The sequence below is a fragment of the Thermodesulfobium sp. 4217-1 genome, assembly GCF_039822205.1.
Lineage (GTDB): Bacteria > Thermodesulfobiota > Thermodesulfobiia > Thermodesulfobiales > Thermodesulfobiaceae > Thermodesulfobium.
Genome location: NZ_JBAGBW010000017.1, coordinates 18,963 through 44,306 on the forward strand (window position 1 = coordinate 18,963; position 25,344 = coordinate 44,306).

At 35.6% G+C, this 25,344-nt stretch carries 24 protein-coding genes; 1 reads left to right on the plus strand and 23 read right to left on the minus strand.

The annotated features are described in order from the left end of the window. Positions 1 to 110: 110 nt before the first annotated feature. Together purL and prmC are read right to left on the minus strand one after the other, a co-directional pair. Complete coding sequence (gene purL, locus V4762_RS07210) at positions 111 to 3,773, minus strand: phosphoribosylformylglycinamidine synthase subunit PurL (RefSeq protein ID WP_347315110.1); 3,663 nt, start codon at positions 3,771 to 3,773, stop codon at positions 111 to 113. A gap of 65 nt (positions 3,774 to 3,838) precedes the next feature. Further along, on the minus strand, positions 3,839 to 4,714 hold the full coding sequence (gene prmC / locus V4762_RS07215; RefSeq protein WP_347315111.1) for a peptide chain release factor N(5)-glutamine methyltransferase: 876 nt from the start codon (positions 4,712 to 4,714) through the stop codon (positions 3,839 to 3,841). A gap of 50 nt (positions 4,715 to 4,764) precedes the next feature. Between prmC and V4762_RS07220 the strand changes: the two genes are divergently transcribed. Next, positions 4,765 to 5,433 (plus strand): GntR family transcriptional regulator, encoded by a 669-nt coding sequence (locus V4762_RS07220; RefSeq protein ID WP_347315112.1) that lies wholly within the window; start codon positions 4,765 to 4,767, stop codon positions 5,431 to 5,433. On the opposite strand, the gene V4762_RS07225 is transcribed toward V4762_RS07220, so the two are convergent. The 21 genes from V4762_RS07225 to acs form a co-directional block, all read right to left on the minus strand. After that, complete coding sequence (locus tag V4762_RS07225) at positions 5,430 to 5,852, minus strand: NUDIX hydrolase (RefSeq protein WP_347315113.1); 423 nt, start codon at positions 5,850 to 5,852, stop codon at positions 5,430 to 5,432. The two genes, V4762_RS07220 and V4762_RS07225, sit on opposite strands and share 4 nt — an antisense overlap. A gap of 2 nt (positions 5,853 to 5,854) precedes the next feature. Then, positions 5,855 to 6,562 (minus strand): twin-arginine translocase subunit TatC, encoded by a 708-nt coding sequence (tatC, locus tag V4762_RS07230; protein ID WP_347315114.1) that lies wholly within the window; start codon positions 6,560 to 6,562, stop codon positions 5,855 to 5,857. Further along, entirely contained in the window at positions 6,559 to 7,104 is a 546-nt protein-coding gene (gene thpR, locus V4762_RS07235; RefSeq protein ID WP_347315115.1) for an RNA 2',3'-cyclic phosphodiesterase, read from the minus strand. The genes tatC and thpR overlap by 4 nt, the downstream gene beginning before the upstream one ends. Then, entirely contained in the window at positions 7,101 to 8,234 is a 1,134-nt protein-coding gene (locus V4762_RS07240) for a nicotinamide-nucleotide amidohydrolase family protein (RefSeq protein WP_347315116.1), read from the minus strand. The genes thpR and V4762_RS07240 overlap by 4 nt, the downstream gene beginning before the upstream one ends. After that, complete coding sequence (gene rimO, locus V4762_RS07245; protein WP_347315117.1) at positions 8,231 to 9,544, minus strand: 30S ribosomal protein S12 methylthiotransferase RimO; 1,314 nt, start codon at positions 9,542 to 9,544, stop codon at positions 8,231 to 8,233. The genes V4762_RS07240 and rimO overlap by 4 nt, the downstream gene beginning before the upstream one ends. Next, positions 9,541 to 10,257, minus strand: coding sequence for a helix-turn-helix domain-containing protein (locus V4762_RS07250; RefSeq protein WP_347315118.1), 717 nt, complete (start codon positions 10,255 to 10,257; stop codon positions 9,541 to 9,543). Before V4762_RS07250 ends, rimO begins: the two co-directional genes overlap by 4 nt. Positions 10,258 to 10,259: 2 nt before the next feature. Further along, positions 10,260 to 10,763, minus strand: a complete 504-nt coding sequence (gene scpB, locus V4762_RS07255) for an SMC-Scp complex subunit ScpB (RefSeq protein WP_347315119.1) — start codon at positions 10,761 to 10,763, stop codon at positions 10,260 to 10,262. Further along, positions 10,750 to 11,310 carry a hypothetical protein gene (locus V4762_RS07260; RefSeq protein WP_347315120.1) on the minus strand — a complete coding sequence of 187 codons (561 nt, stop codon included), beginning with the start codon at positions 11,308 to 11,310 and terminating at the stop codon, positions 10,750 to 10,752. Before V4762_RS07260 ends, scpB begins: the two co-directional genes overlap by 14 nt. Before the next feature lie 3 nt (positions 11,311 to 11,313). Then, complete coding sequence (gene trpS, locus V4762_RS07265; protein WP_347315121.1) at positions 11,314 to 12,303, minus strand: tryptophan--tRNA ligase; 990 nt, start codon at positions 12,301 to 12,303, stop codon at positions 11,314 to 11,316. Between the two features lie 16 nt (positions 12,304 to 12,319). Further along, a complete protein-coding gene (locus V4762_RS07270) occupies positions 12,320 to 12,679 on the minus strand; it encodes an HDIG domain-containing metalloprotein (RefSeq protein WP_347315122.1) in 360 nt (119 codons plus the stop codon). Between the two features lie 92 nt (positions 12,680 to 12,771). After that, a complete protein-coding gene (locus tag V4762_RS07275) occupies positions 12,772 to 13,371 on the minus strand; it encodes a site-2 protease family protein (protein WP_347315123.1) in 600 nt (199 codons plus the stop codon). An 8-nt stretch (positions 13,372 to 13,379) separates the two neighbouring features. Further along, on the minus strand, positions 13,380 to 15,983 hold the full coding sequence (locus V4762_RS07280) for a CBS domain-containing protein (RefSeq protein ID WP_347315124.1): 2,604 nt from the start codon (positions 15,981 to 15,983) through the stop codon (positions 13,380 to 13,382). Continuing rightward, positions 15,980 to 17,260 carry a thymidine phosphorylase gene (locus V4762_RS07285; RefSeq protein WP_347315125.1) on the minus strand — a complete coding sequence of 427 codons (1,281 nt, stop codon included), beginning with the start codon at positions 17,258 to 17,260 and terminating at the stop codon, positions 15,980 to 15,982. The genes V4762_RS07280 and V4762_RS07285 overlap by 4 nt, the downstream gene beginning before the upstream one ends. Next, complete coding sequence (locus tag V4762_RS07290) at positions 17,247 to 18,227, minus strand: hypothetical protein (RefSeq protein ID WP_347315126.1); 981 nt, start codon at positions 18,225 to 18,227, stop codon at positions 17,247 to 17,249. Before V4762_RS07290 ends, V4762_RS07285 begins: the two co-directional genes overlap by 14 nt. Continuing rightward, the gene (codY, locus tag V4762_RS07295; RefSeq protein ID WP_347315127.1) at positions 18,172 to 18,981 is read right to left on the minus strand and encodes a GTP-sensing pleiotropic transcriptional regulator CodY; all 810 of its coding nucleotides are present in this window, start codon (positions 18,979 to 18,981) and stop codon (positions 18,172 to 18,174) included. The genes V4762_RS07290 and codY overlap by 56 nt, the downstream gene beginning before the upstream one ends. 89 nt (positions 18,982 to 19,070) lie before the next feature. Continuing rightward, on the minus strand, positions 19,071 to 19,865 hold the full coding sequence (surE, locus tag V4762_RS07300; protein ID WP_347315128.1) for a 5'/3'-nucleotidase SurE: 795 nt from the start codon (positions 19,863 to 19,865) through the stop codon (positions 19,071 to 19,073). Further along, positions 19,820 to 20,683 carry a GTPase Era gene (gene era, locus V4762_RS07305; protein ID WP_347315129.1) on the minus strand — a complete coding sequence of 288 codons (864 nt, stop codon included), beginning with the start codon at positions 20,681 to 20,683 and terminating at the stop codon, positions 19,820 to 19,822. Before era ends, surE begins: the two co-directional genes overlap by 46 nt. Next, entirely contained in the window at positions 20,684 to 22,048 is a 1,365-nt protein-coding gene (locus V4762_RS07310) for a PFL family protein (RefSeq protein WP_347315130.1), read from the minus strand. 3 nt (positions 22,049 to 22,051) lie between these two features. Beyond that, entirely contained in the window at positions 22,052 to 22,330 is a 279-nt protein-coding gene (locus V4762_RS07315) for an ACT domain-containing protein (protein WP_347315131.1), read from the minus strand. Then, positions 22,330 to 23,268, minus strand: a complete 939-nt coding sequence (locus V4762_RS07320) for a spermine/spermidine synthase domain-containing protein (protein WP_347315132.1) — start codon at positions 23,266 to 23,268, stop codon at positions 22,330 to 22,332. Before V4762_RS07320 ends, V4762_RS07315 begins: the two co-directional genes overlap by 1 nt. 106 nt (positions 23,269 to 23,374) lie before the next feature. Beyond that, on the minus strand, positions 23,375 to 25,261 hold the full coding sequence (gene acs / locus V4762_RS07325; RefSeq protein ID WP_347315133.1) for an acetate--CoA ligase: 1,887 nt from the start codon (positions 25,259 to 25,261) through the stop codon (positions 23,375 to 23,377). Positions 25,262 to 25,344: the final 83 nt, after the last annotated feature.

Consider the following 25,344-nt stretch of genomic DNA (forward strand, 5'->3'; position numbering starts at 1 on the left):
ATATGGGCTATCCCTCCATTTTTGCCAGCTATTTTAATTGTAATTTTTGGCCCATCATATGAAGAGTTTTCCAGCTTCTTTGGAAAACTCTTCAAAAAAGAAAAGAAAATTTAAATTTCACTTGCTACTTTTACAACCTTATTGAACAAAAGTGAGCCATAATTTCTCTCGATTTTATAGGGGTGGTGAGTAATTAAAAAATTCCTTTCAGGATGAGGCATTAACCCCAATATCCTGCCCGATCTGTCTGTAATACCAGCGATAGCTTCTTTCGAGTCATTTGGGTTGTACTTATCATAGGCAAATACTACTTGTTTATTGGCAAACATCTTCTCTAAAACGTCTGTCTTTGCATAAAATCTTCCTTCTGCATGAGCTATTGGAAGCTCTATTTCTGAGAACTCATTTGGAACGAATAGACATCTATTTTCCAAAACCTTCATATTTACCCATTCGCACTGAAAAGCCCCTGAAGTGTTATAGGTAAGGGTGACGCTTTGCTTAAAGTTATTCTCTTCCAATCCTGGCAAAATTCCTGTCTTCACCAAAACCTGAAAACCATTACAAATTCCAATGATTAGCAAATTCTCATAATTATTTATATCTTTAAATATCTTTGCAAATTCCACTGCCATAATTTTTCCAGCTGATATGTAGTCTCCGTAGGTAAATCCTCCAGGAAGAATCAATATTCTATACTCATCAAATTTTATTTCGTTATTGATAAGTCTGTTAATGTGAAATGATTCAACCTTAGCACCACTGTTTTCAAGTGCGCGTATAGTCTCGCCGTCACAGTTTGCGCCAGAAGCCCTTAACACCATAGCCTTAGGCTTCTTGTCCAGGATTATATTTGGGATCGAAAAAGGTTTTTTGCCAAAAGAATGAGGAGTTTTCTTTTTCAAATAATCGGGCAAAAGAGGGCTTCTCCATGACTCTTTCAAAGCATATATATTTTCTTTAAGTATTGTTTCTTCACTTAACCCTTTTACAGTAAGATATGGCTCCTCGCAAGTCTTCCCTATTACAGAAAAAGCTGAATCTTCTAATAGCTTTTCAAATTCCTCCTGGTTTTCAGGTTTAACCTCTACCAGAAATCGGCCGTTTGATTCAGAAAACAAAACAACTTCGTCCTTGTCTATTGGCTCTGCGCATACCACATCTTTTAGATGAATTCTTGCACCGAAATTGCCCGAAAAGCTCATCTCGGAAACACATACAGCCAAGCCTCCATCAGATAGATCGTGACAAGAGCTTACCAATCCAAGCTCAATAGCCCTTGAAAGCCTTTTCATCAAAGGGAAGGAATCTTTTGCATATACTTTTGGTACATTGCCCTCAGAAGAATTGAACATCGCTTGTAAGAACTGTGAACCGCCTATTTCGTTATAGGTTTTGCCCAAAAGATAGAGAATATTCCCTGGAGCTTTAATATCAGATGTAATAGCCTTTTCGACATCTTTAACTATAGCAATAGCAGATATTAACAAGGTAGGCGGGACAGATATTACCTTATCCTGATAAGTAAACTCATTGTACAAGCTGTCTTTACCTGATATAAATGGTACCTCAAATTCTAAAGAAAAATCGTGACAGGCCTTCACGGATTGATACAAGTTCCATATATTTTCTGGCTTTTTAGGAGAACCCCAGGCAAAGTTATCCAATATAGCAGCCTGGGTTATATCAGCACCCACGCATACGAGCTGTCTAAGAGCCTCCTCTATTACCGATGCACTCATCCAATATGAGTCCATAATTCCATAAAGCGAGTTAATTCCATTCGAAATTGCGAAGCCTTTAGCTTTATCCCAAAAAGGCCTTAAGACGGCAGCGTCAGAAGGTCCATCCCTATACAGACCCACCAAGGGCTTGACTACGCTCATGCCCTGAACCTCAAAGTCATAGCCAGAAATGAATTTTTCTTTTGAACATACGTTGTATGAAGATAGAACTTTGTGAAAGGCTTCAGAAAAATCTGTTATCTTTTTATTATAGCTATTATCATGTACATCAAAATTAGGCTTTTTAGATATTATTTTTTCACTTGCACCCTTCCAACCATTGAACAAAAATTCATTTGAAAGGCTTGATACTTCAAAATCCTCATAATAGAGCCTTAACTTCTTATCATTAGTGAATTTTCCAATAACAGTTGCTTCCACATCCTCAGATTGAAAAATCTTTAATACTTCATCTTTGTCCTCTTTAGCTATTGCCAGAACCATTCTTTCTTGTGACTCAGAGATCCATATCTCAAAATAATTCAGTCCTTGATATTTCAATGGAACCTTGTCAAGATAGACCTCGACTCCAGTTTCTTCTCCCATTTCTCCTACAGCGCTTGAAAGTCCACCTCCACCACAGTCGGTAATTCTCTTTATATATCCTTTATCTCTTACTTTCAATATTGTATCTATAAGTTTTTTCTCAGTAAAAGGGTCTCCGATTTGCACAGCGCCAGATGAAACTACCTCAGATTCTTCTGATAATTCAAGAGAAGCAAAGTTAACACCATGTATCCCATCTCTCCCTGTCTTTCCACCGACCAATAAGACAAGATCGCCTGGATCTTGCTCTCCCTTTAATGAAAATTTCTTAGGCATAATTCCCACAGATCCGCAAAAAACCAAAGGATTACCTACGTAGTCATCATGAAACAATACAGCTCCGTTTACAGTAGGAACACCAATCCTGTTCCCATAATCTCTAACGCCTCTGAATACCCCTTCTAAAACTCTCTTTGGATGTAAAGAGCCCTTCGGCAACTCGTCTTGCGAAACGTCAATATTGCCAAAACAAAACACATCTGTGTTTGCAATGGGTTTTGCGGAAAGACCCGTACCCATAATGTCTCTAACCACACCGCCAATTCCCGTGGCAGCCCCTCCATAAGGTTCTAAAGCTGAAGGATGATTGTGCGTTTCCACCTTGAAACAAAGAGCCCAATCTTCATCAAAGCTTATAACTCCAGAATTATCATCAAAAACTGAAATCAAATATGGTTTCTTTGGTTTTAAAGTATCGGTAGCATCTTTAATCAGGGTAAACATTGGGGGAAGAATTTCTCCATCTACCTCAACCTCAGATTTAAATGTCTTGTGTACACAGTGCTCAGACCAACTTTGAGCAATAGTTTCCAGCTCTACGTCTGTCGGATCTCTATCTTCATTTGCAAAATAATTTTTTATAATTTTCATTTCACTCAGATCAAGGCTCAAGGCCCTCTTAACAGATAATTGCTTCAACTCTTGATCTGTCAAATTTCTTATAGGTATTATAATTTTCTTAAATTTAAATGACGGCAAATCGAGTAAAATTTTTTCTTTGCCCTTTACAACGTGTTGTATCAATTTATTCATCAAGACTTTTTCGCAAATCTTCGAAATATCTTTTTTAGATATAGACTCACCTGTGAAGATATATCTCTTTGAGGTCTTGCAGGCTTTCACGCTGTCGTATCCCAGAGCTTTTATGCCTCTTTTTACAGGATCCTCAGCGCTGTCCATTACTCCAGGATTAAAAATTATTTCTACATCTTCTCCCTTTTTCTCCTGCCTGCCCAAAACAAAAGTTTCGACAACTGGATCAATCAACAAATTATTTGCAATATCTTCTATATCGCTTTGAAGAAAATCCCCCTCGATATTATAAACTCTCGCAATTCTAACATCATGTACGCTTGCCACGCCTATTGAAACAATTTGCCTGAGCACTCCTTCTGCTTCAGCGTCAAAAACTCCATCTTTAAACCAAACTTCAACTCTATTCAAGGATTAACCCCCTAAATTTTAATAAACTATAAAATTTGTATTCTATTTTATACGAATTCATATTATCATTTTATCATCTCAAGAGTACATACGACAAAACGCTCAACATTAAAGATGTCTGTAAGAGCAAAGCACCTAAAACCATTGGCATTTCCAATTTCAATAACTTCTCTTGATTGATTAAAGCCAACTTCAAATATACAGCTACCATTGAATTTTAGATAGTCCTTTGCTTTTGATAAGATTTTTTCATAAAAATACAAACCTTTGTTTTCTGCAAAAAGAGCTATCTTTGGTTCAAAATAAATCTCTTCACTAATTAAAGACAGTTTTATGTTGTTTAGATCAATATATGGAGGATTAGAGATTATAACGTCAAACTTCGCATCTTCCGAAGGAAATAAATCATTAATCTCAAAGTGAACCCTATTCTCCAGATCGTTCTCCCTGGCATTTGTCTTAGCAACCCTTAGCGCTTCTTTGGAAATATCAGTAGCATATACTACAGAATTTTCAATTTCCTTTGCTATAGAAAGGGCTATTGCCCCAGAGCCAGTTCCAATATCTAAAAAGTATTTTGCTTTTGGAAATAGTTTTTTTACCATGTCAATTATTTCTTCGGTTTCATTTCTGGGTATAAGCACATTTTCATCGACTCTTAATTTTAAAAATCTAAAAAATTTATATCCAACTATATATTCAAGTGGTTTATTTTTTAACCGTGAATTGACTGCCTGATAGATTAAATCTATCTTACCAGAATCAACTTCTATATTATCAAATAAATACATATCTACCATACTGATATCAAAAAAGTGTGATAAAATAATTCTTGATTCTAACCAAGAATTATTAACATTGTTTTTTAATAAGTTTGAGATTTCATTTGTAAATTGTCTTAAGTTTAGTGAAATTTTTTTCTTTTTAAATTTTTTAATCATGTTATAATCATTTTAAACTAAAAATAGAATCCTGTGGAGGACCAGTTAGTATGCCAAAGACTTATAAAAGAAGAAAGCATCTCCTTTCTGACGAAGCTTACGAAAAATTAAAAAAACATATATTCCTTGGAAAGATAAAAGTTGGCGAGTTAGAGACAGAAAGAGGACTTGCTGAAAGATTTAATATGAGTAGAACTCCTATTAGAGAGGCCATTTTAAAGTTAGAAAAAGAAGGGCTTGTTACTGTCATACCAAGAGAGGGCATATTGATTGGCAGCTTAAACAGATTCGATCTGAAAGAGATATTTGAGATAAGAAGAATACTTGAGGGTTTTTCAGCAGAAAAGCTTGCCAGGACAAAAGCAAACATAGACCTTGCAAAGCTTGAAAAAATCATTTTAAATTCGGAAAAAAGGATAGCAAAGAAAAATTATGTAGGATTCGTAGATCTTGACAGAGAATTTCATAGCACCATTGCAGAATTAACGAAAAATAGATATATTGTAAGATTTTTAGATGATACCAGAGACGTTATGAACCTGTCTGGCATAAAGGCATTGACAAAATCATGGGATTACGAACAGGTAATAAGAGAGCACATTGAAGTATTAGATGCCATAAAGAAAAAAGATCCACAATTAGCAAGGACTGCAATGGACAAACACTTGATAAATACCTTTAAGGCCATGATTAGAATCTTGCCAAAAATAGAAGACTAAATCTTCTCAAAAGCATCGTCTAAAACTTCAATCAATCCATCAGTCAAATTTAACCCCATAATTTCATCTCTTGAGAAAAAAGAAGCGTCTTTGGCATCATCGTTTGCCTTCAGAGAACCATTTATATATTCCAACAAGTACAATAAAATTACATAGTGATACCCTACTTTATCTTCTTGAACTTCAATCTTTTCATAAACCGTTAATAGTTTTACGACCTCAACGCTCAGCGATGTCTCTTCGAAAAACTCCCTCTTTACAGCATCTTTTAAACTCTCACCCTTTTCTACCACTCCTCCTGGCAGTGACCAGCGGCCAATTGAGGGAGGGCTCTTTCTCTTAACCAAAAGAATTTTGCCATCTTCTATTAACAGACCACTAGCAGCAAGAATGGGAAAGGGATATTTTCTTCTATCCATATCTAAAACTTCATAGGCTTTAATCTGGATGATATAAACATGCCAATTTCAAAAAGTATCATCAATGGGACAAACATAATCCCCTGTGAAAACAAATCTGGTGGACTGATAAAGCCTATAAACAAGAAGATTAAAATATAGAAAAATTTTCTTAACTTTTTTAATGTGGGATAAGAAACTATGTTTAACAATATCAATAGTGACAAGACCAATGGCAGCTGAAACATAAGTCCAAAAAATATTATAGTTAAAAAATAAAATGATATGAAATTCGTAATTGCAAGTTTTGGAATAGCAAAGCTGGTGGTGTGAAACACAAAGAAATTTAATACAAATGGCAAAATTATCTTTGCCGAAAAAATTGCACCGATAAAGAATAGTATAACCATTATTGGCATCCATCTCTTCACAAATTTTTGCTCATTTTCATAAAGGCCAGGAGCCAAAAACCACCATATACAGTAAAATATAACAGGTGACATAATTATAAATCCCAAGACCACTGACAGCTTTAAATCGGTAGTAAACATCTCAAGAGGAGAGAAATAAACAAGTGTGCCCTTTGGCATGCTTGAGGTAATAAAATCTAAGACCTTGTCCTTAAAAAACCATGAAATCACAACCCCCACAAACCAAGATCCAAAACCAATTATAAGTGTTTTCCTTAGGTCGTTAAGATGATCTACAAGGCTCATTTCTTTTTCGTTCATAGCTTAACTGAAAACACCTCCTTGTAAATGGGGCCCTCAGGGCGAAGAATGCTTTGAAATAATGAAACTTTATCTAAGATAACCTCTGTTTTGGATTGTTTATCAATATAAGTTGGAAGTATAGCATGATTAATCTTAGCTTCTCTGAACCTAACCAAAGTCAAGTGTGGCATAAATTTCATCCTGCCCAATTCAAAACCCAAACTGCCCATACCATTATCAATATTTTTAAATAGACCATTAAATTTATCGTCTTCCTCATATATCTTTAGATAAGCAAGTTTAGGCTTGTGTGACGAAGGCATATAACCAATTTCGTTCGACAAATAAAAATGAAAACTTGAAACCCCACAAAGTGATTCTGCAAGCTTGTCAGAAATTATCTGAGCGCTTAAATTTATATCTCCCAAAAATTTGAATGTAATGTGGTAATTATTGTAATCAACAATCTTGTGACCCTTAAAAGCTTCAAAATTGACTATATTAAGATATATATCTTTAGCGGTATTGATATGAATCTTATAAGCAATAAACAATCTCACTTTTTTGTAATTACTCCTAAAAAGTTAGCCAGTGCAAATGACGCAGCCCTTTTCTGTATGAAGACCCTATCCCCCTTAAATAGCTTTTCAAAAGAATAAGACGCATCTCCAACAATTGATATATACGATTGACCGACAGTCTCTCCCTCTGGACCAGCATAACACACTACTCCAATAGCCCAATCGCTTCCAAATATCTTTCTTGACGCATTTGCAAGAGAAAGCGCTGCCTCAGGTGAGACACTATCTCCAGAAAAATCACACAATTTCTTTTTTGAATCATTGCTATAGGTAACGATAGAGCCCAAATAAATGCTGCTAACTCCAGGTAAAGCTGCAAACCTCGACGAAACCAATCCACCAGTACATGATTCTGCAATACTTATCGTTTGATTTCTTTTTTTAAGAACCTTGTAAGCTTCAGTCTCAAAATTAGAACGCGAATTTCCAGAATAGTAAAGGGTATCTTTAAAAATCTTTTTTAATCTTCTGTCCCAATAGGCAGCCTTTTTACTTGAGTCGGTTTTTAAAATAAGCAAGACTTCACTATCCAAACCTAATATAGTCATCGAGATCTCAAAATCTTCCAAAAGGTCTTTTGGCAGATCACTTTCAACCGACCTCTCAAATTTAAGCAACAAATGATAATAATATATGTATAGATTATTCTTAATCTCTAAAAATAATTTATCTAAAATAAGATCCAAAAGGTAATCAAATTCAGCAGGCACTCCAGGAAGAAGTATTATTTTTTTTCCAATAAAATGAACTACTAAGCCAGGAGCCAGGCCAACCTTGTTTAAAAATACTTCCGAGCCTGCAATGGTATAAGCCATCTTTTCGGGCAAATCAAGGTTTTTCTTAAGGGGCAATTTTGTAAAATTAGACACTGCCTCTCTGGTAATGTCATCAAAGGTATTCCCCAATCCTCCAGAGATAAAAACAAAGTCATAATATTCACAAAGATACTGAATTTGAGCTGATATTACAGCCAGATCGTCGGGAACGACAATTATTGTTTCTATTTCGTGACCATATTTCTCAAGTTTTGAAGACAAGATATTAGAATTTGTTTCTGATATTGCACCAACAGTTAATTCAGATCCCACACACAAAAGAGCAACTTTCATTGTATCAATTCACCTTCTAACTTAAAACCTTTATTTTTTGTAATTAATATTTTAACAAAATCTCCGACTTCAATTTTATCAGACCCTTTAAAACTGATAAATGAGTCAATATCTGGAGCCTCCATATAGCTTCTTCCAATATTATTCCTGCCAAGATCGTCTTCTATCAATACTGTAAAACTCTTCCCTATTAGAGATTCTCGCCATCTTAATGTAATATCTTGTTGAATCATCTGTGCAGTTTTTAGCCTCTTCTTTTTTTCAGCATAAGCAACCTGATCTTTCAAAGAGTAAGAAAAGGTATCTTCTTCACGCGAATACGGAAAAAAACCAGCCCAATTTAGTTTAGCTTTTTCTAAAAATTTAATTAATTTTTCAAATTCTTGTTCATCCTCACCAGGATGTCCCACAATAAAAGTAGACCTTATTATCGAATCTGGGATAATATCTCTAATTCTATCTATAAGTCTCAAAAACTTATCGCTATCGGGATTTCTCCTCATAAGCCTTAAAACCTTTTCCCCTGCATGCTGCAATGGAATATCAAAATAAGGCAATATCTTTTCTGATCTGGAGATACATCTTATTATATCTTCACTTAAAAGATCGGGATAAAGATAAAGCAGCCTAATCCATTTAATTTCTTTAATACTTTCAAGATCCTCTAACAACTTCAGTAAAGAGTCCCCACTATCCAGACCATAGTAAGTAACGTCCTGTGCGACTAAAACAATCTCTTTTTTACCGTTCAAAGCCAGATTTCTGGCCTGGTTTATCAGAAATTTTCTATCATAGCTAATATAGGGTCCTCTAATCTTTGGAATCAGACAATAAGAACACTTCCTAGAACAGCCATCTGCAATTTTAAGATATTCAAAGGGTCTTTCTTTAAAAAATATTCTTTTATTGTCATCCAAACACGCTTCATTATCAAAATTTGAATACAGTTTGTTGTTATCAAGGTATTTAAAAATATCTTCATTGAACGATCTACCGGGTTCCAGAAATGCATCTGCCTCAGGAAAAAGCTCTATTAGTGAGTCTTTATATAGCGACACAATACAGCCGCCTACAATAACCTTGTATTTTAATTCATTTTTATTTAAAACAAAATCCAATATTGTAGATATTGCTTCTTGTTTGGCCTTTTTAATAAAAGAACAAGTATTGATAAAAACATAGTCAGCGACATTTAGGTCAAAAGTGACAGCACAGCCCAATTCCTCAAACTTCGCCAAGGTATATTGCAAGTCTACTTCATTTTTTGGACATCCAAGAGAAACTGGAAAAATATATCTTGCTTTATTCATTCGTTAAGTTCTACGACTTCACCAACATTGCCAGCCTTAACCCAGCTAATGCCATCCTTTGAAATCTCTACACCCCCTGCATTGCCCAACTTTATATCAAGAGTATCATTGGTTTGAAAAGTCTTCTCTTCCCCTGGATTTATAACTCCCTCAAATAGCACCTTGTCCTTATCTTTAACAAGAACCCAGGACTTTCCTATAAATTTCAAATAAATAGTTTTCTGGCTATTAGCTTGAGGCACTACATTAGTGGGTTTTTCTTGCGTGACAACTCCAGCAGGCGCTTTGTTCACAACTACATTTTTTTGAACAATCTTGTGATAGATAAAGAAAACAGAAAGAGATACTATAATCAGAACAATTAGAGTAGCTATGACATATTTAATAGACTTGATATTTCTTTCTTTTAAAATTTTCTCCCTTTTTTCATTAGATACGACAATCTTTTCGACAGGAGGGTGATCCTTTTTCTCAAGAAAAAAGTCGTCAAAGGCCTTCAAAAGTAAGGTCGGTTCGGTATCCAGCTCCCTTGCGATAGCTTTTATATAGCCCTTACATATAGAATAAGGTGGGAAGCTTTCCTTTTTGCCCTCTTCAAAAATCTTCAAATAATAAGAAAATATTTTAGATTGTTCAGCCAAATCATCAATCGATAGGCCTTTTTCACTTCTTAAGCTTTTAAGTAATTCTGGAAATTGAGAGTGGTTATCCATCTTTATCTCCTCAAATTTAAATCTTCAATAGGCGGCAACTCGTCCAAAGAGTGCAACCCAAAAAAATCAAAAAATTTTGTCCCTACTCCAAAAAGGGGCTGTTTAATAGGAGCGCTATTAAAAGATAAAATTTTAATAAAGCCACTTTCGAAAAGCTTCATTACCTGCTTTTCGCTTCTAAGACCCCTTATTTTAGACACACCGCTTACAGTTATCGGTTGGTTATATGCAATTATAGCCAAAACCTCCATCATAGAACCTGATATCTTTTCGCTATCCCTACTAGTTGAAACAAGGTCTTTAAAATCTGGTTTGATCCCAAAAAAATAACCTCTTGAATTATTGTATATCTTAAAACTTCTGTCATCATATTCATCATTTAGCAGATCGATTGCTTCTTTAATTTTATCAGAATCTATTCCTAAAGTTTTTGATATATTTTCTATCTTTACGGGTTTTACATTCAAGAAAATAATAGCTTCAATGATCTTTTTATAATCTTTCATTTTTAAATATAATAAAATTATTTTTTTGTTTCAGATCAATTATATTACTTTTATAAAGCTCAAGAATAGCTAATAAATATCCTACCCTATCCTCAAATTTTAACAGGAAAATATCAAATTGGCTAAACCCCTTAGCGATAAATGACTTCAAAGAATCAATATAATGAGTCAGAGGAAAGTATTCTTTAATCGTAAGCTTCTTTTCTTTTACTATAAATCTTGACATAGCCTTTTTTAAGATATCGGGTTTATAGCAGATCTTACTAAAATTATCTTTCCTTGGCATCGGGCAAGAAGATCTTAACGACAAAAACCAGTCAGCAACCCATTTCCAGTCGCTCTCGTTTTTGTCATTAGACTCCAAAACCCTATCTTCGAATATATCCTTTTCAAAATCTATGTTGTCCAGGCCGTCAAATATAGATCTTATCTCGCTTATTACTTCATATGGATTTTCAAATGTTCTATCTTCTACAATATGCCTTATCCTCTCAGCCTGGACCAAAAGATCGTCTAAATATGAGACTTTAATGCTGTCGATATACATGGATTATATCGGATAGTTTAACTTCATTGCATCGAAAACTTCATTCATAGTATGTTTGCAGTAATTAGATGCATTACTGGAACCTGTTTTCAGTATATCCCAGAGAATATCTTTGTTAGAAAGGTAGAAATTCCTCTGACTCCTGATAGGCTCCAAAATATCGTTTATTTTCTTTGCAAGTTGTTTTTTGCACTCTACACAACCAATTTGTGCCTTTTCGCACCTCTCTCTTACTGATGCAAGCTCTGGTTTAAACAGAACGCCATAATAAGAAAACACGTTACAAACGTCAGGATGACCTAAATCAGATTTTTTAATCCTTTCAGGATCGGTAATCATAGATGCAACCTTTTCGTTTATGCTCTTTTCATCGTCTTTCAAATATATCGCGTTATTATAAGATTTGCTCATCTTTCTGCCATCTACGCCCAAGAGTTTTGGAAATTCAGCTAAAAGCGCCTCTGGCTCTGGGAATATCTCTTTATAGTGAAAGTTAAATCTTCTTGCAATTTCCCTTGTCATCTCAAGGTGCGGCACCTGATCGATACCAACTGGCACCTTCTTTGACTTGTATATCAATATATCGGCCGCCATTAAAACTGGATATCCCAGATGACCATAGGTAAGCTGGTCTTCAATGCCCAGCTCCCTTGCTTGTTCCTTTACCGTAGGATTTCTCTCAAGCCATGAGACAGGAGTCAACATTGAGAGCACCATATGAAGATAGACGTGTTCAGGAACCGAAGATTGCAAAATAATAGTAGATTTTTTTGGATCTATTCCACAAGATAGCCACTCTGCCAACATTTCTTCAATATAAGCCTTTAAATCAGCCGAATCTTGCCATTTTGTAGTCAAGGCATGCCAGTCTACAATACCGAAAAAACAGTTATAGTTTTCTTGCAAAGTTTTCCAATTTTCCAAAACGCCTAAATAATGACCCACATGCAAGCTACCCGTAGGTCTCATACCGCTAAAGATTGCTTCCCTCAAAATAAAACCTCCTCTTTTATCCTTCCAACTTTTTTAAAAACATTACATCAGCAGATTGAGTATGATGTCTTCTTACTATATCAACTACTTCATCAGCAAACCCAACTGATTTTAATACATTGGAACCAATTGCAGCGTGTTTAAAATACGAATCATCTTTTTTAAAAATACTAAAGCTCAGAGACCTCAAAATTCTCTTAATAAGCGATGGTCTTTCAAACTTTTTACCAATATCATGAAAAATTATAACTCTTTTCTGTATATAAACTAAATTCTCGTCACTAACTTCTGGCCTATATTCTTTCAGCAAGAGAAAGGAGTGAATTCTGTCTTCCTTTGGCATAGAATAAAATAAGGCTTTTTCTTTCGAATTCAATTCTTCTAAAACAAGATTATAAGAAGGTTCTTTTAAAAGATAAAATAATGTATAAAGAAATCGTTTGACATCAAGGCAAAACTTGTTCAAATTTAAACAAAAACCATCAAATTAAATATAAACTGCACTATTGGCATTAAAATTCTTGCACCTCCGAGCAAAAGAAATATAATAAGCACAAATTGACCATAATATTCATACATTTCAATTGTACGCCTCAACTCGTATGGGAAAAATTTCCTGAAAACAGTATATCCATCAAGAGGCGGTATAGGTATCAGATTAAAAACTCCCAAACTTATATTTAAGAAAATAAGCGTTTGGAAAAAGGCTACTAGTGGATCATAGGCTAAGATAATCTGATAAAAGGTTGTAAAAATACGAGCAGCGACCAAGGCCACACCAAAATTAGCTAAAGATCCAGCTAAAGCCGTCATCTCCATTCCGCCCTTTTTTCTTGATAAAATGTTGTAATTAACTGGTACAGGTTTAGCCCAACCAAACCTTATAAGTAAAAGTGCGATAAAGCCTAATGGATCTATATGAGCCATAGGATTTAGTGTCAGCCTTCCATTTGCCTTTGGCGTATAATCACCATATCTGTATGCTACGTATGCATGAGCAAATTCATGGACTGTTAGAGCTATTATTACAGCAGGTATAGCTAAAATTAAACCAACAATATCAAACATAAATCACCTCAACCTTTTTCGTGAATAAATTTTTTTATAAATTCTATCTCATTTTCATATGAACTAATATTACCCAAAAATCTTTCTTTTTTTAAGCCTCTAAGTATTTCACCAATCATAGCAGGCTCTATATCAGTTCTATTTGAAAGCTCTTCTCCTGTAATCATAGGCCTAAATTTCTTCCTATTTTCATCAAACCACCTGATATAATCGTTCAAAGGCTTTTCTTCTATTACTTTTAAAAAGCATATAATTTCAGAGAACACACCTTCCAAAATTTCAAATAGGTCAAAATCTTTATAAATATTTGCATTCCTCTTCCTTGAAAATTTATACAGGAATTTTTTTATTTTCTCAATATATAAAAGCTCTTTCTTCGTAAACCTCCATTTTCTTTTAAAGAACCTGTCTTCAGATTTAAGTATATTATATATTATTGGTAAGATGCATAAAAACCACCATTCTTTCAAATCGCTTCCAAAACCATCCGATCTAAGACAAGAAAAATACTCTGTTAGTTTTTCCTCTCTAAGGTCAAATGAAATTTTCGGATGTATCAATTTAAAAACGCTTAACTCCTTCATTCGTAAAATGATTAATTCAGGAGGAAAACCCTGCGAAAATAAAATTTTCAACTCTTCTTTTAAAACATCAAATGAAATTACATTAAAAAGCTTCAATTCCATAGCATTTTTTATAAGTTCTTCGTCTGCCTTATCTATCTTGAAGCCAAGCTGAAATTCAAATCTAATAGCCCTTATAATCCTGGTAGGATCTTCTACGTAGCTTAGCGGATGCAAAACCCTAATTCTTTTCAGTTTGATGTCCTCATATCCATCAAAAAAATCAATCATTTTGCCATAGGAGTCTCTATTCAAAGAAATTGCAAGGGTATTGATAGAGAAATCTCTTCTATACATATCGTTGTGTAAATCTGAGTATTCAACTAAAGGTTTTGCAGCAGGAAAATTGTAAAATTCCGTTCTTGCGGAAGCAAAATCAAATTTTATATCCTTATCCTTTATAGTTGCAGTTCTAAATTTTTCATAAGAGAAAAATTTTCCATTAATATATTTGTTAACTTCTTCTGCCAATTTGATAGCATCTCCCTCAACGACTACATCCATGTCGTTAGAAGAAATATTAAGCAGCAAGTCCCTAACGCATCCGCCCACAACAAATGACTTTAAAGAAAGTTTTTCTGAAACATTGGATACTATTTCTAAATGGTCATTAATTTTTTGATCCAATCTTATATTTAAATCTAAAATTACTCTTTTAGTAGAGTATTCTTTTGTTTTTTTCACGTTTAAACCATGCCAAACTCTTAAGATATCAGTTCTTGTTATGAGGCCCACCAATTTCTTTCTGTCATTAATTACAGGTAGTCTACCGATTTCTTTTTCGATCAAAAGCTTTTGAGCCTCATCAAGAGATGCGTCTTGAGAAATCGTGATAACGTTTCTTGACATTATTTTCTGCACTTCTATCTGATCCAATTTGTGTTGGGTCGCCTTATCAATATCTTTTCGTGATAGGACACCGACTATCTCATCGCCGCCTATTATCGGCACGCCAGAATGCCCATACCTTAACATTATCTTTCTCGCTTCTTCAACAGAGGTCTCAGGAGTTAAAACCCTAACAGGAGAGGTCATGACGTCTTGAACTTTTACCTTTGGCTTGCATTCTTTTTGAATAGCCTTGCGAAGCCTATCTAAAAATTCGGCAAATGGCTCTTTCAGCCTAAAAGTAGCTGCAGCTGCTTCATTGTGTCCGCCACCACCAAAATTTTCTAACACCTTTCTAACGTTTAAGTAGTCTCCCAAACCCCTCGCAATTATATGTATAGTATCTTTTACTTTGAGAACTGCAAAAACATTTTCACATTCGATCAGATCTCTTAGCTTGTGAACTACTAAAGCGGCATCTTCAACTTCAGTATCTAATTCTGCATAAGTCAGAATATATTCTACCCCGTTGTAAAAATCCTTTGAGCTATTATCCAAAAAGAATTCAAGCAACTGCCTTTGATAGGGGTTCATCCCTGATTCCAAAAACCGAGCCACCACCATCAAACTTGCACCGTTTTGTATTAAATCCGCCACCACATTTGCATCTCTGTATGTGGTAGAAGAGTACAGCAACCTGCCAGTATCTTCATACACGCCAAGGAGCATTAAAGTAGACTCTATTTCAGAATATTTCACGCCTCTATTTTTAAGCTCTTCCCAGACCAAAGTTACCGCAGAACCAACGCTTGTATCAGGATATCTCATTACTTTATAGTTTGGAGGAAAGTATCCCAGACTATGGTGATCGAAAATATATACTTCTATTTCTTTGTCTTTTGGCAAAGAGCCAAAAAAAGATCCAATTCTTTGGGGACTCGAAATATCAGCGAAAACTAAAAAGTCTATTTCGTCGAAAGAAATATCTTCATATTTTACAAAGGGAAATATATATTCATACAAATGCAGAAAAGCTTCCACCTGAAATTCCAGTCTTTCAGGCATTACCACCTTTGCGTTAAATAATTTTTGCAGCATAAAAGCTGAAGAAATGCCGTCAAAGTCTGAATTGTTATGGGTAAATATAAGCCCTTTTTTCATAAAACCTTTGATTCCAGGATTAATTCTCTTTTTTCACAACTAAAGTCTTTGATGCCTATATAACTGATAAGTTTATCATTGCCTTTCAGTTGATCGACTTTTCTCCCATATATATAAGCGAGAGCGTCTCCCTTATCAACCCTGTCTCCTATAGACACCTGAAAATCGATCCCTCCATCAAAGTTATCTGATAAACAGTGTCCTAACCAACCAATCTTTTTTACATCCATATTGTGAACATAACCAGGTTTCGTTGCTAAAATCTCAATTTTTTCAAGACCATCTAGCAGACAATCAGGTTTTTCTACATACTTAGGATCGCCGCCCTGGTTTTTTACCCACTCAACAGCCTTTGAAACTGTTTTGGCTCCATTAAATAGATTGGCATAAATGTTTGAAATTTCATCTTCGTCATAAGAGTCGTGGTAAGCTTTGTAAGAATTGGAAAATATATTATAAATAAGCCTATCAAGAGAGGATGGCTTTCTGTTACGTAAAAAATTTAGAGCCTCCCACAACTCCAGCCTGTTTCCCACACACCTACCCAATGGTTGATTCATATCTGAAATTATATAAGACACCTTTTTATCAAATTTTCTCATCACGTTGCAAATATTATCTGCGAATTCCTTAGAAGTGTTGTAATCTGGAAACAACGAACCAGCGCCAGACTTTATGTCAAAAATAATAAAATTAGAGCCAACAGCTAACTTTTTGCTTGCTATACTGCTCAAGATTAGCTGACCTGACTCTACTGTAGAGGTATGGTTTCTAATTTTGTAAAAAATACCCTCCACTGGAGCTATTTCTTCAGTTTGGGAGATAAGTCCTATTCCAATTTTTTCAACCTGTTTGACAAAATCTGACATTGACAATTTTGTATTATAGCCAGGAATTAGCTCAATTTTTTCTATTGTGCCGCCCGTATAGCTAAGCCTTCTGCCAGCCATCTTTGGAACAACAAATCCGTATGTCGAGAGTACTGGCAAAAGTGCAATAGTAGTTTTGTCCCCTACTCCCCCCGTGCTATGCTTATCCACGCTCATAAAATCTTTCCAGGACAGCATACTCCCTGAATTCGCAAGCTCTTGAGTCAAACAAAGAGTTTCTTCATCGTTTAAACCATTTATAAAACAAGCCATAAGAAGGGCAGATATCTGTGAATCATCAGCTACGCCATCTTTGACCGACTTAACAAAAAGGGCAATATCGTCTTTTGTTAGAGTAAATTTATCCCTTTTTGTAGATATAATTCTTAAAATATCATTGATTGGCATTTACGCTATTGCCGTTATTAGGCAAGAAACCCCATATATGAGAATCATCCTTTAGGCTTGCATAAAACAAGGTATTTTTTTGAATTTCTACATCCCTGCCTGGGACAAAAAACCCAGTAATTAAGCCTATAGGTCCAAGTATAATCAGCCCTGCAGCAGATACTCCCACAGTCAGCGGCAAACTTTTATTTTTTTCAACGGCTTCTTTTGAAAGAACCAAAGACCTATTTATCCCATCTGAGCAAGTAACAAATCGAAATTCAACTTGAAGTTTTCCATCTCCACCCAGATAGTGCTTTGCTCTGTCCGCTTGGACTACCCTTAGCTCAGCATAAGACCCTTTTGGTATTATTATGGCACCGTTCTCGGTAACGTTCTCATCTACAGCCAGAGGCACTATGTCTCCCGCTACACTGTCTTTGCTGCTTATTGTCCTTAGAATTCTAAATCTTACAAGCTTGCCTGCATCCACAGAGACGTTGACCTGATTTACCTTACCACCCAATAGCGTGTTATTCAATTTGCTTAATCTATCCATAAGACTGTAAGATTGGTAGGCAGAACCGTAGATTTTCTTCTCCAGATTAGAAATTCTATCAAGTATAGAGCCTGAAGTTACTTCCTTTGAATAAGAGTATTCAAGCGCATTCACATCAAGAGCTATACCAGGACCTTGATCGCTTGACTCAAAAACAGCGTTGTAAATCTTGCTTAGTCTAGTATCTAAGGAATCAGAATAATCGGTTTGTCCCCAAATAATATTCTCTAAATTAGATACCCTGTCAGTGATAGAACCGCTGGAAATAGAGCCACTTAAAGCCATCTCCACCTGAGTTACCCTATCTGGCATATTTGCGCTTTGTGCGAATGCAAAATTTACGTTAAAAATGAGCAAAAAAAATGAAAATAAACTAAGATAGCAAACTTTTTTTAAGTATTTCTCTAATGTGAGTATGCTTAATCCCACTGTTCAACTCCTCTCTAAGATAATTATTTACTACTTTAATATAGGTACCTCTCATACCAAGCGAATGAACGTCTATAACACCTGCACTCTCAATCTTTTTCAGTGCGTTGACTATCACAGACCTTGTAATTCCTGAGTTTTGTGCTATTTTGCTTGTTACCAGAACGCCTTCATTATTAGCCTTCAGCTCGGACATAACTGATTCTATGGCCTCCCTTTCAGACAAAGAAAGTGACGCAAGGGCGACTTGAACTGTCGTTTTTTTCCTAACCTCCTCTTCCCTTTCCTTGCTCGAAAGTCTTATCTTTTCCATGCCAATTACAGCAGATGCATGTTCAAGAATAATAATGTCTTCAGTAGAAAACTCTTTTGCAAATCTTGAAGCAAGCAAAGTTCCCAATCTTTCGGTATGAGATACCACGGGTATCCAAGTAAAAAACTTGTTACAGTACATACATGATACCCCATTTAAGAAGATACATTCGCTTCCCTTTTGTGGTTGATTTATTACTGGCTCGGAAGAAAGGAGCATCTTAGAATTTAAATACTCAGGCATTCTATTGGCTTTAATAATAAGTTCATCTCTTGCCTGACATTCAAAACCAGGCAATATTGCATATCCGGACAAGCCCCCAGTTTTGCTAATTATATAGATAGAGCCTTCAAGCATATCAGATAAGAAAGCTGCAATAGTAAAAAAATCAATAGATGTTGAAGTATTTAAAAAATATCCAAATTTCCTAATCTTAAACAAAAGTTCTTCCAGGATATTCACCCCCTTATGTTTTATTTTTCAAACTATTCTTAATATTTTAGATAAATTGTATAACAATTTCAAATATTTTAAAAGATGCATAATTTTTTTATCTTTTCGAGCGAAAGTGTATCAGTAAGATCCCAATGCAAAGGCGTTACTGAAACAAAATCTCTCTTTACAGCACTAATATCAGAGTCAACATTTGAATTTGATTCATCAGGCACACCATAAAGCCAATAATACTTTTCACCTTTTGGATCTAACCTGGTCTCTATTAAATTCTTGTAATTTCTCAACTGCAGCGGAACAAGCTTAAATCCTTTTATTTCGTCCTCTAAACAGTCAGGAATATTCACATTAAAAATTGCCCCAGGTTTAAGGGTTTTTTCAATCAAATCTATTAGCTTTAAAATCAAATTTGCAGAAAAAGTATAATCTTTCTTCCTGTCAAAGCTTACATTTGAAACTGCAATAGACGGTATCCCTAAAAAAGCCCCTTCCATGGCACCAGCTACAGTCCCAGAATAAAGTACATCGGTGCCAAGGTTTGCACCTCTATTAATCCCGGATATCAGCAGATCGGGTTTTTTAGGCAAAAGCGTATAGACTGCTAACTTTACACAATCGCTTGGAGTTCCGCTAGTCTCCCATGCGCCCTTCGATCCGTATACTTCCACTTCTTTTGCTCTCAAGGGTTTATGAAGAGTAAGAGAATGACTTACAGCAGATCTCTCCCTGTCAGGCGCCACTATATAAATTTCATGTTTTTTGGCCAGAACTTTTGAAAGATCTCTAATTCCATTCGAACGAATGCCGTCATCATTGGTTATTAGTATTACCATAGTCCAAATCTTCTCAATGAAGAGTCTGAATTCCTCCAATTTTCCTCTACGCTAACAAAAAGTTTCAATATACATTTTTTATTAAAAATCTTTTCAATCTCCAATCTCGAATCAATACCGATATTTTTAATCATACTCCCCTTGTTTCCAATTAAAATCGGCTTATGGGTTTCTTTTTCAACGACAATATTTGCTTCAATAAAAAGATTATTTTTATTGTCAACAAATTTTTCTACGAGCACAAAGACACCGTGAGGCACTTCTTTTTTTACTAAGTGCAATATTTTTTCTCTTATTATCTCAGATACCACCATCTCTTTTGGCATATCGGTCTTCATATCTTTTGGATACCACATGGGGCCATCATGAAGTTCATTAATAATGGCCATTTTAAGAGCATCAATGCCAATAGAATTTTTAGCAGACGTGTAAAAAACCTTATCATAAAAACTTAAGATTGATTTATCGATATCTAAAATTTCAAGGTCCTTCAAATCGACTTTATTTACAACTAAATATCGAGGTCTATTATTGGATATCTTTTTCTGAATATCCAGATCAAACTCATCAAAAGCTGCCTTAGGATTTACCACATGCACTATTATCTCAAAAGATTCCAGCGAATCAAAAATTTTTTTATTCAATCTTTCGTGAAGTAAATTTTTAGAATTATGCACACCAGGAGAGTCCACATAAACTATTTGATAATCCTCAGAGCTCTCTACATAAGAAGTTCTAATTCTTGTAGTTTGAGGTTTATCCGAAACAATTCCAATTTTTTCACCTATTAGTGAGTTTATCAGCGATGTTTTGCCAACGTTTGCCCTACCGAAAAATACTACGAATCCACTTTTCATCTAATTCCTCAACGACGTAATTGGCGCTGGAATCATGCCACCACGTTCAATAAGTTTTGATTTTTTGACATTTTTTACTGGCAATATTGGAGAGTAACCCAATAAACCTCCGAAGTAAGCCATATCTCCTTCTTTCTTGCCTGGAACAGGAATAATCCTGACTCCGGTAGTCTTATTTGTAAAAACTCCAATAGAAAGCTCATCCAATATTATGGAGGATAACGTATCCACACTGGTTGTTCCAGGAACGGCAATCATGTCAAGACCCACAGAACAAACAGCAGTCATAGCCTCCAGTTTTTCTATACACAATGACCCATTTTTTACAGCTTCAATCATCCCCAAGTCTTCGCTCACTGGTATAAATGCACCGCTTAGACCTCCCACTCTTGAAGATGCCATAGACCCGCCTTTTTTAACTGCATCTGTTAAAAGGGCAAGAGCACCTGTAGTGCCAGGAAATCCAACACAAGGCACACCGATAGCCTCCAAAACCCCTGCTACACTATCGTTTTCCCTGGGAGTAGGCGCCAGAGATAGATCTACTGAACCAAACCTGATATCTAAAATTTTTGCTGCCTTTCTCCCCACCAATTCCCCAAGCCTTGTTATTTTAAAAGATGCTCTCTTTATATGATCGGCTAACTCCAGAAGATCACAATCTTCGTTTCTTTCAACAACCTTTTTAATTACGCCAGGGCCAGAAATTCCAACATTTATAGAGTGATCAATTTCTCCAATACCATGGAAAGCGCCAGCCATAAATGGGTTGTCGTTTACAGCATTTGCAAAAACTACAAATTTTGCGCAGCCTACCCCATCCAGCTCACGCGTTGCTACTGAGGTTTCTTTTAACATAACAGCAACTTCTTTGATTGAAGATACGTTGATTCCAGATTTGCTATTCCCAGCCTCGCATGAGGCGCATATTCTCTCGGTAGATGACAAAATTTCTGGAAGAGAGGTAAAAAGAGCTCTGTCCTGAGGCGACATCCCCTTGGTTATAAAGGCAGAAAAACCACCCAGAAAGTCAATATTTATTTCTTTCAAAGTTTGATCTAATTTTTTTGCAAACTCAATGTAAAATTTTGGTTCGCTTCTTGGAAAGGCAACGGTAATTGGAGTGATGCTGATTCTCTTGTTAACAATGCTCACGCCTAATTCTTCTTCTATTTCTTTTGCGGCGTCAATAAATCTCTTTCCCAAATCGGATAAAAAATTACACAGTTGGTCGGTAGACTTTGAGTTTAACTCTGGGTTTAACAAACTTATGCCCATAGTCAATGTTCTAATATCGAGCATCTGATCGTAGAGCATATTAGATGTTTCTAAAATTTCATCTATGCTTAAATTAGAATTTAACATTATCTATACCCTGTGCATCGAATAAAACAAATCTTCATGGTGCAAGTCTATCCTAACGTTGATCTCTTTTGAAACCGCTTCAAATTCTTTTCTTAAATCAGATATAGAAATCTTTGATTTAGACATATCCACCAACATTATCATAGTAAAAATCATTGTATCAAGAACCTTTTGAGTTACGTCTTCAATATTTATATTGTTTTCAAACAAAATTTTTGAAATATTATAAACAATACCAACCTTATCTTCACCAATTACTAAAATTACTACTCTTTTTTTCATTAAATTTTGCTCCTTATTATTTTTTCGGGCAATGGAGATGAATCGCTTAGAATAATAATTTGCTCTTTTAAATGAGACCTTAAATATTTTGGAAGAGAAAAAGAATGCATATGAGTCTGACTATCATAAAATCTTGTTTCAATATTTCTCCTGGCTAAAACTTCATCTATCTTCTCAATTCCTTCAAGCGGGTTGAAATAGTCAGATGCCCAAACAAAACCCCATGTTTCGTCAAATGATTGAACGTGGGCGCAATAAGAATTTACAATTTTAAAAACTTCCTTAGCCGTATGGTTTACAGCTATATGAGCATTATCAAAATATGGAGTAATTGAGGCAGCCTGATATATCAAAATGCCTCTTTCTGAGAGCCTGCTCTTCAAGAGACTCATAAACTCTTTTGTGAAAAGAAATTTTGCAGGACTATCGTCCAATGGATCGGTCAAATCAACTATTATAACGTCGTAGCGCATATGGCTGTCTAACTCAAACATAAATTTTTTTGCATCTTGAATAACAAGATTCGTCCTGGGATCCTCAAAAGAATCGCTGCACCATTCTTGTAAATACTTTTTGCTAATTTCTACTACTAGGTCGTCGAGTTCTATCATATCGACCCTTGTAACACAAGGATGTCTTAAAACCTCTCTTAAGGTAGCCCCTTCACCGCCACCGAGAATAGCCACCTTTTTTGGTTCAGGATGAGCGATCATCGCAGGCTGAACTAAAGCCTCATGATAAATAAATTCATCAATCTGAGCGCTCTGAATCTTGTCATCAAGGATCAAAATTTTACCAAAAACAGAATTTTTTACTATAAAAACCTTTTGAAATTTAGATCTACCAGTGAAAATCACATCTTCAACGCACAAATTATGACAATCATTTTGTACAATTTTGTTTATAACAGAAAGTGTACAATTTTCGCTATTATTCAAAAACCACCTCGCAGAATTTTCCTTGATTATAATATAATTCTATTTAAAAATCAAAAAAGAAAGCTTTATGCTTTCTTTTTTGATATGATATTTACAAAAATAACTTTTAGTCTTCTAAAGTAGACAGGTCTCCAACTGGCTGCCCCAATTCTTGAGCACGCAAGACTCTTCTCATAATCTTCCCTGATCTTGTTTTCGGCAATGACTCTACAAACTGAATATCTGCAGGCTTTGCAATAGGACCCAATTCATGGCCTACGTGACTTTTCAGTTCCTGAGCCAACTTTTCAGAGGGTTCGTAACCAAATTTTAATATTACAAAAGTTTTGATAATATTGCCTTTCAATGGATCTGGCTTACCTATAGCAGCAGCCTCAGCTACAGCAGGATGAGATACAAGTGCGCTTTCTATCTCAGCAGTACCCAACCTGTATCCTGCAACCTTTATAACATCGTCTACCCTACCAATAATCCATATATAGCCATCTTTGTCCTTCTTAGCAGAATCTCCAGCGAAATAAACGCCTGGGAACCTACTCCAATACTGTTGCTTATATCTTTCTGGATCTTTGAAAACTGTTTGTAGCATTGCAGGCCATGGTGTCTTGATAATGAGAAAACCTTCTTCACCAGGCTTCACGCTTTCGCCCTCTTCATCCACTACGTCAACCACAATGCCAGGGAATGGTTTGGATGCAGAGCCAGGTTTCAGTGGAGTACAAGGAAGGGGCGTTATGACATGCATGCCTGTCTCTGTCTGCCACCACGTATCCATTATCGGACATCTTTCTTGCCCTATTATTTTATGAAACCAAAGCCACGCCTCAGGGTTTATCGGCTCTCCCACGCTGCCCAGAATCCTTAAGGTAGACAAATCTCTTCTGTTCACCCAAGAAGAACCATATCTCATAAGACTTCTAATAGCAGTTGGAGCAGTATAAAAAATAGTTACATTATGCCTCTCTACTATAGACCACCACCTATCAGGCAGCGGATAAGTTGGTGCACCTTCATACATTATAGTAGTCGCACCGTTAAGAAGAGGACCATATACTACATAACTGTGCCCTGTAACCCACCCCGAGTCAGCAGTGCACCAGTGTGTATCCTCTTCCTTCATATCGAAAACCCACTTGGTAGTTATATATGTGCCTACCATATATCCACCGTGTGAGTGCACTACTCCTTTTGGCTTTCCCGTAGTTCCAGATGTATACAATATAAATAAAGGATCAGTTGCATCCATAACCTCAGCTTCACACTTTGGAGAAGCTATAGGAAGAGCCATTAATTCGTGATACCACAAATCTCTTCCAGGAGTCATGTCCACATCTGCGCCAGATCTCTTCACAACAATTACAGAAATAATACTTGGACACTTAGAAACTGCTTCATCAACAATATTTTTTAGCGGTACAACTTTCCCGTTATAAAATCCGCCATCAGCGGTAACAACTATTTTTGATTCTGCGTCATTGATTCTATCCCTCAAAGCCTCAACGCTAAACCCTGCATATACCAATGTATGAACAGCTCCAATTTTTGCAGCGGCAAGCATTGCAATCATCTGCTCTGGAATTCTTGGCAAATATATGCTTACCCTATCTCCTTTTTGGACTCCCATGGCCTTCAATACATTGGCAAACCTATTTACTTCTCTTTGTAATTGAAGATAGGTATAAGTCCTTACTTCTGCGTTTTCACCTTCCCATATAAGGGCAAGCTTATTTCTTCTCCAGGTATTCACATGTCTATCCAGCGCATTATAGGCGATATTGGTTTTGCCACCTACAAACCACCTTGCAAAAGGATATTCCCATTCCAAAACCTTGTCCCATGGCTTAAACCAACTTAATTCTGAGGCAATTACAGACCAAAATGATTCAGGATGCTCTGCTGCATACTGGTAAATCTCATCATAGTTTTTGACATGTAATTTGGATTTTAATTCCTCAGAAGGATAAAAAAACTCCCCATTTTGATTTGTGGACATCTTTTTCCTCCTTTTAAATTGTTAGAATTGTTTGAATATTGTAACAATATTATTTTTGATTGTCAAACTTTGAAATTTATTTT

What these genes read in the sequence shown, in the direction of transcription:
- era (WP_347315129.1), bottom strand. Translation starts at nt 20,683, where the DNA reads ATGAAAAGTGGATTCGTAGTATTTTTCGGTAGGGCAAACGTTGGCAAA.
- V4762_RS07280 (WP_347315124.1), bottom strand. Translation starts at nt 15,983, where the DNA reads ATGAAAAAAGGGCTTATATTTACCCATAACAATTCAGACTTTGACGGC.
- V4762_RS07225 (WP_347315113.1), bottom strand. Translation starts at nt 5,852, where the DNA reads ATGGATAGAAGAAAATATCCCTTTCCCATTCTTGCTGCTAGTGGTCTG.
- tatC (WP_347315114.1), bottom strand. Translation starts at nt 6,562, where the DNA reads ATGAACGAAAAAGAAATGAGCCTTGTAGATCATCTTAACGACCTAAGG.
- V4762_RS07250 (WP_347315118.1), bottom strand. Translation starts at nt 10,257, where the DNA reads ATGGATAACCACTCTCAATTTCCAGAATTACTTAAAAGCTTAAGAAGT.
- rimO (WP_347315117.1), bottom strand. Translation starts at nt 9,544, where the DNA reads ATGAATAAAGCAAGATATATTTTTCCAGTTTCTCTTGGATGTCCAAAA.
- V4762_RS07310 (WP_347315130.1), bottom strand. Translation starts at nt 22,048, where the DNA reads ATGTTAAATTCTAATTTAAGCATAGATGAAATTTTAGAAACATCTAAT.
- V4762_RS07260 (WP_347315120.1), bottom strand. Translation starts at nt 11,310, where the DNA reads ATGTATATCGACAGCATTAAAGTCTCATATTTAGACGATCTTTTGGTC.
- V4762_RS07275 (WP_347315123.1), bottom strand. Translation starts at nt 13,371, where the DNA reads ATGTTTGATATTGTTGGTTTAATTTTAGCTATACCTGCTGTAATAATA.
- V4762_RS07315 (WP_347315131.1), bottom strand. Translation starts at nt 22,330, where the DNA reads ATGAAAAAAAGAGTAGTAATTTTAGTAATTGGTGAAGATAAGGTTGGT.
- prmC (WP_347315111.1), bottom strand. Translation starts at nt 4,714, where the DNA reads ATGATTAAAAAATTTAAAAAGAAAAAAATTTCACTAAACTTAAGACAA.
- V4762_RS07240 (WP_347315116.1), bottom strand. Translation starts at nt 8,234, where the DNA reads ATGAAAGTTGCTCTTTTGTGTGTGGGATCTGAATTAACTGTTGGTGCA.
- V4762_RS07220 (WP_347315112.1), top strand. Translation starts at nt 4,765, where the DNA reads ATGCCAAAGACTTATAAAAGAAGAAAGCATCTCCTTTCTGACGAAGCT.
- V4762_RS07285 (WP_347315125.1), bottom strand. Translation starts at nt 17,260, where the DNA reads ATGCCAATCAATGATATTTTAAGAATTATATCTACAAAAAGGGATAAA.
- scpB (WP_347315119.1), bottom strand. Translation starts at nt 10,763, where the DNA reads ATGAAAGATTATAAAAAGATCATTGAAGCTATTATTTTCTTGAATGTA.
- acs (WP_347315133.1), bottom strand. Translation starts at nt 25,261, where the DNA reads ATGTCCACAAATCAAAATGGGGAGTTTTTTTATCCTTCTGAGGAATTA.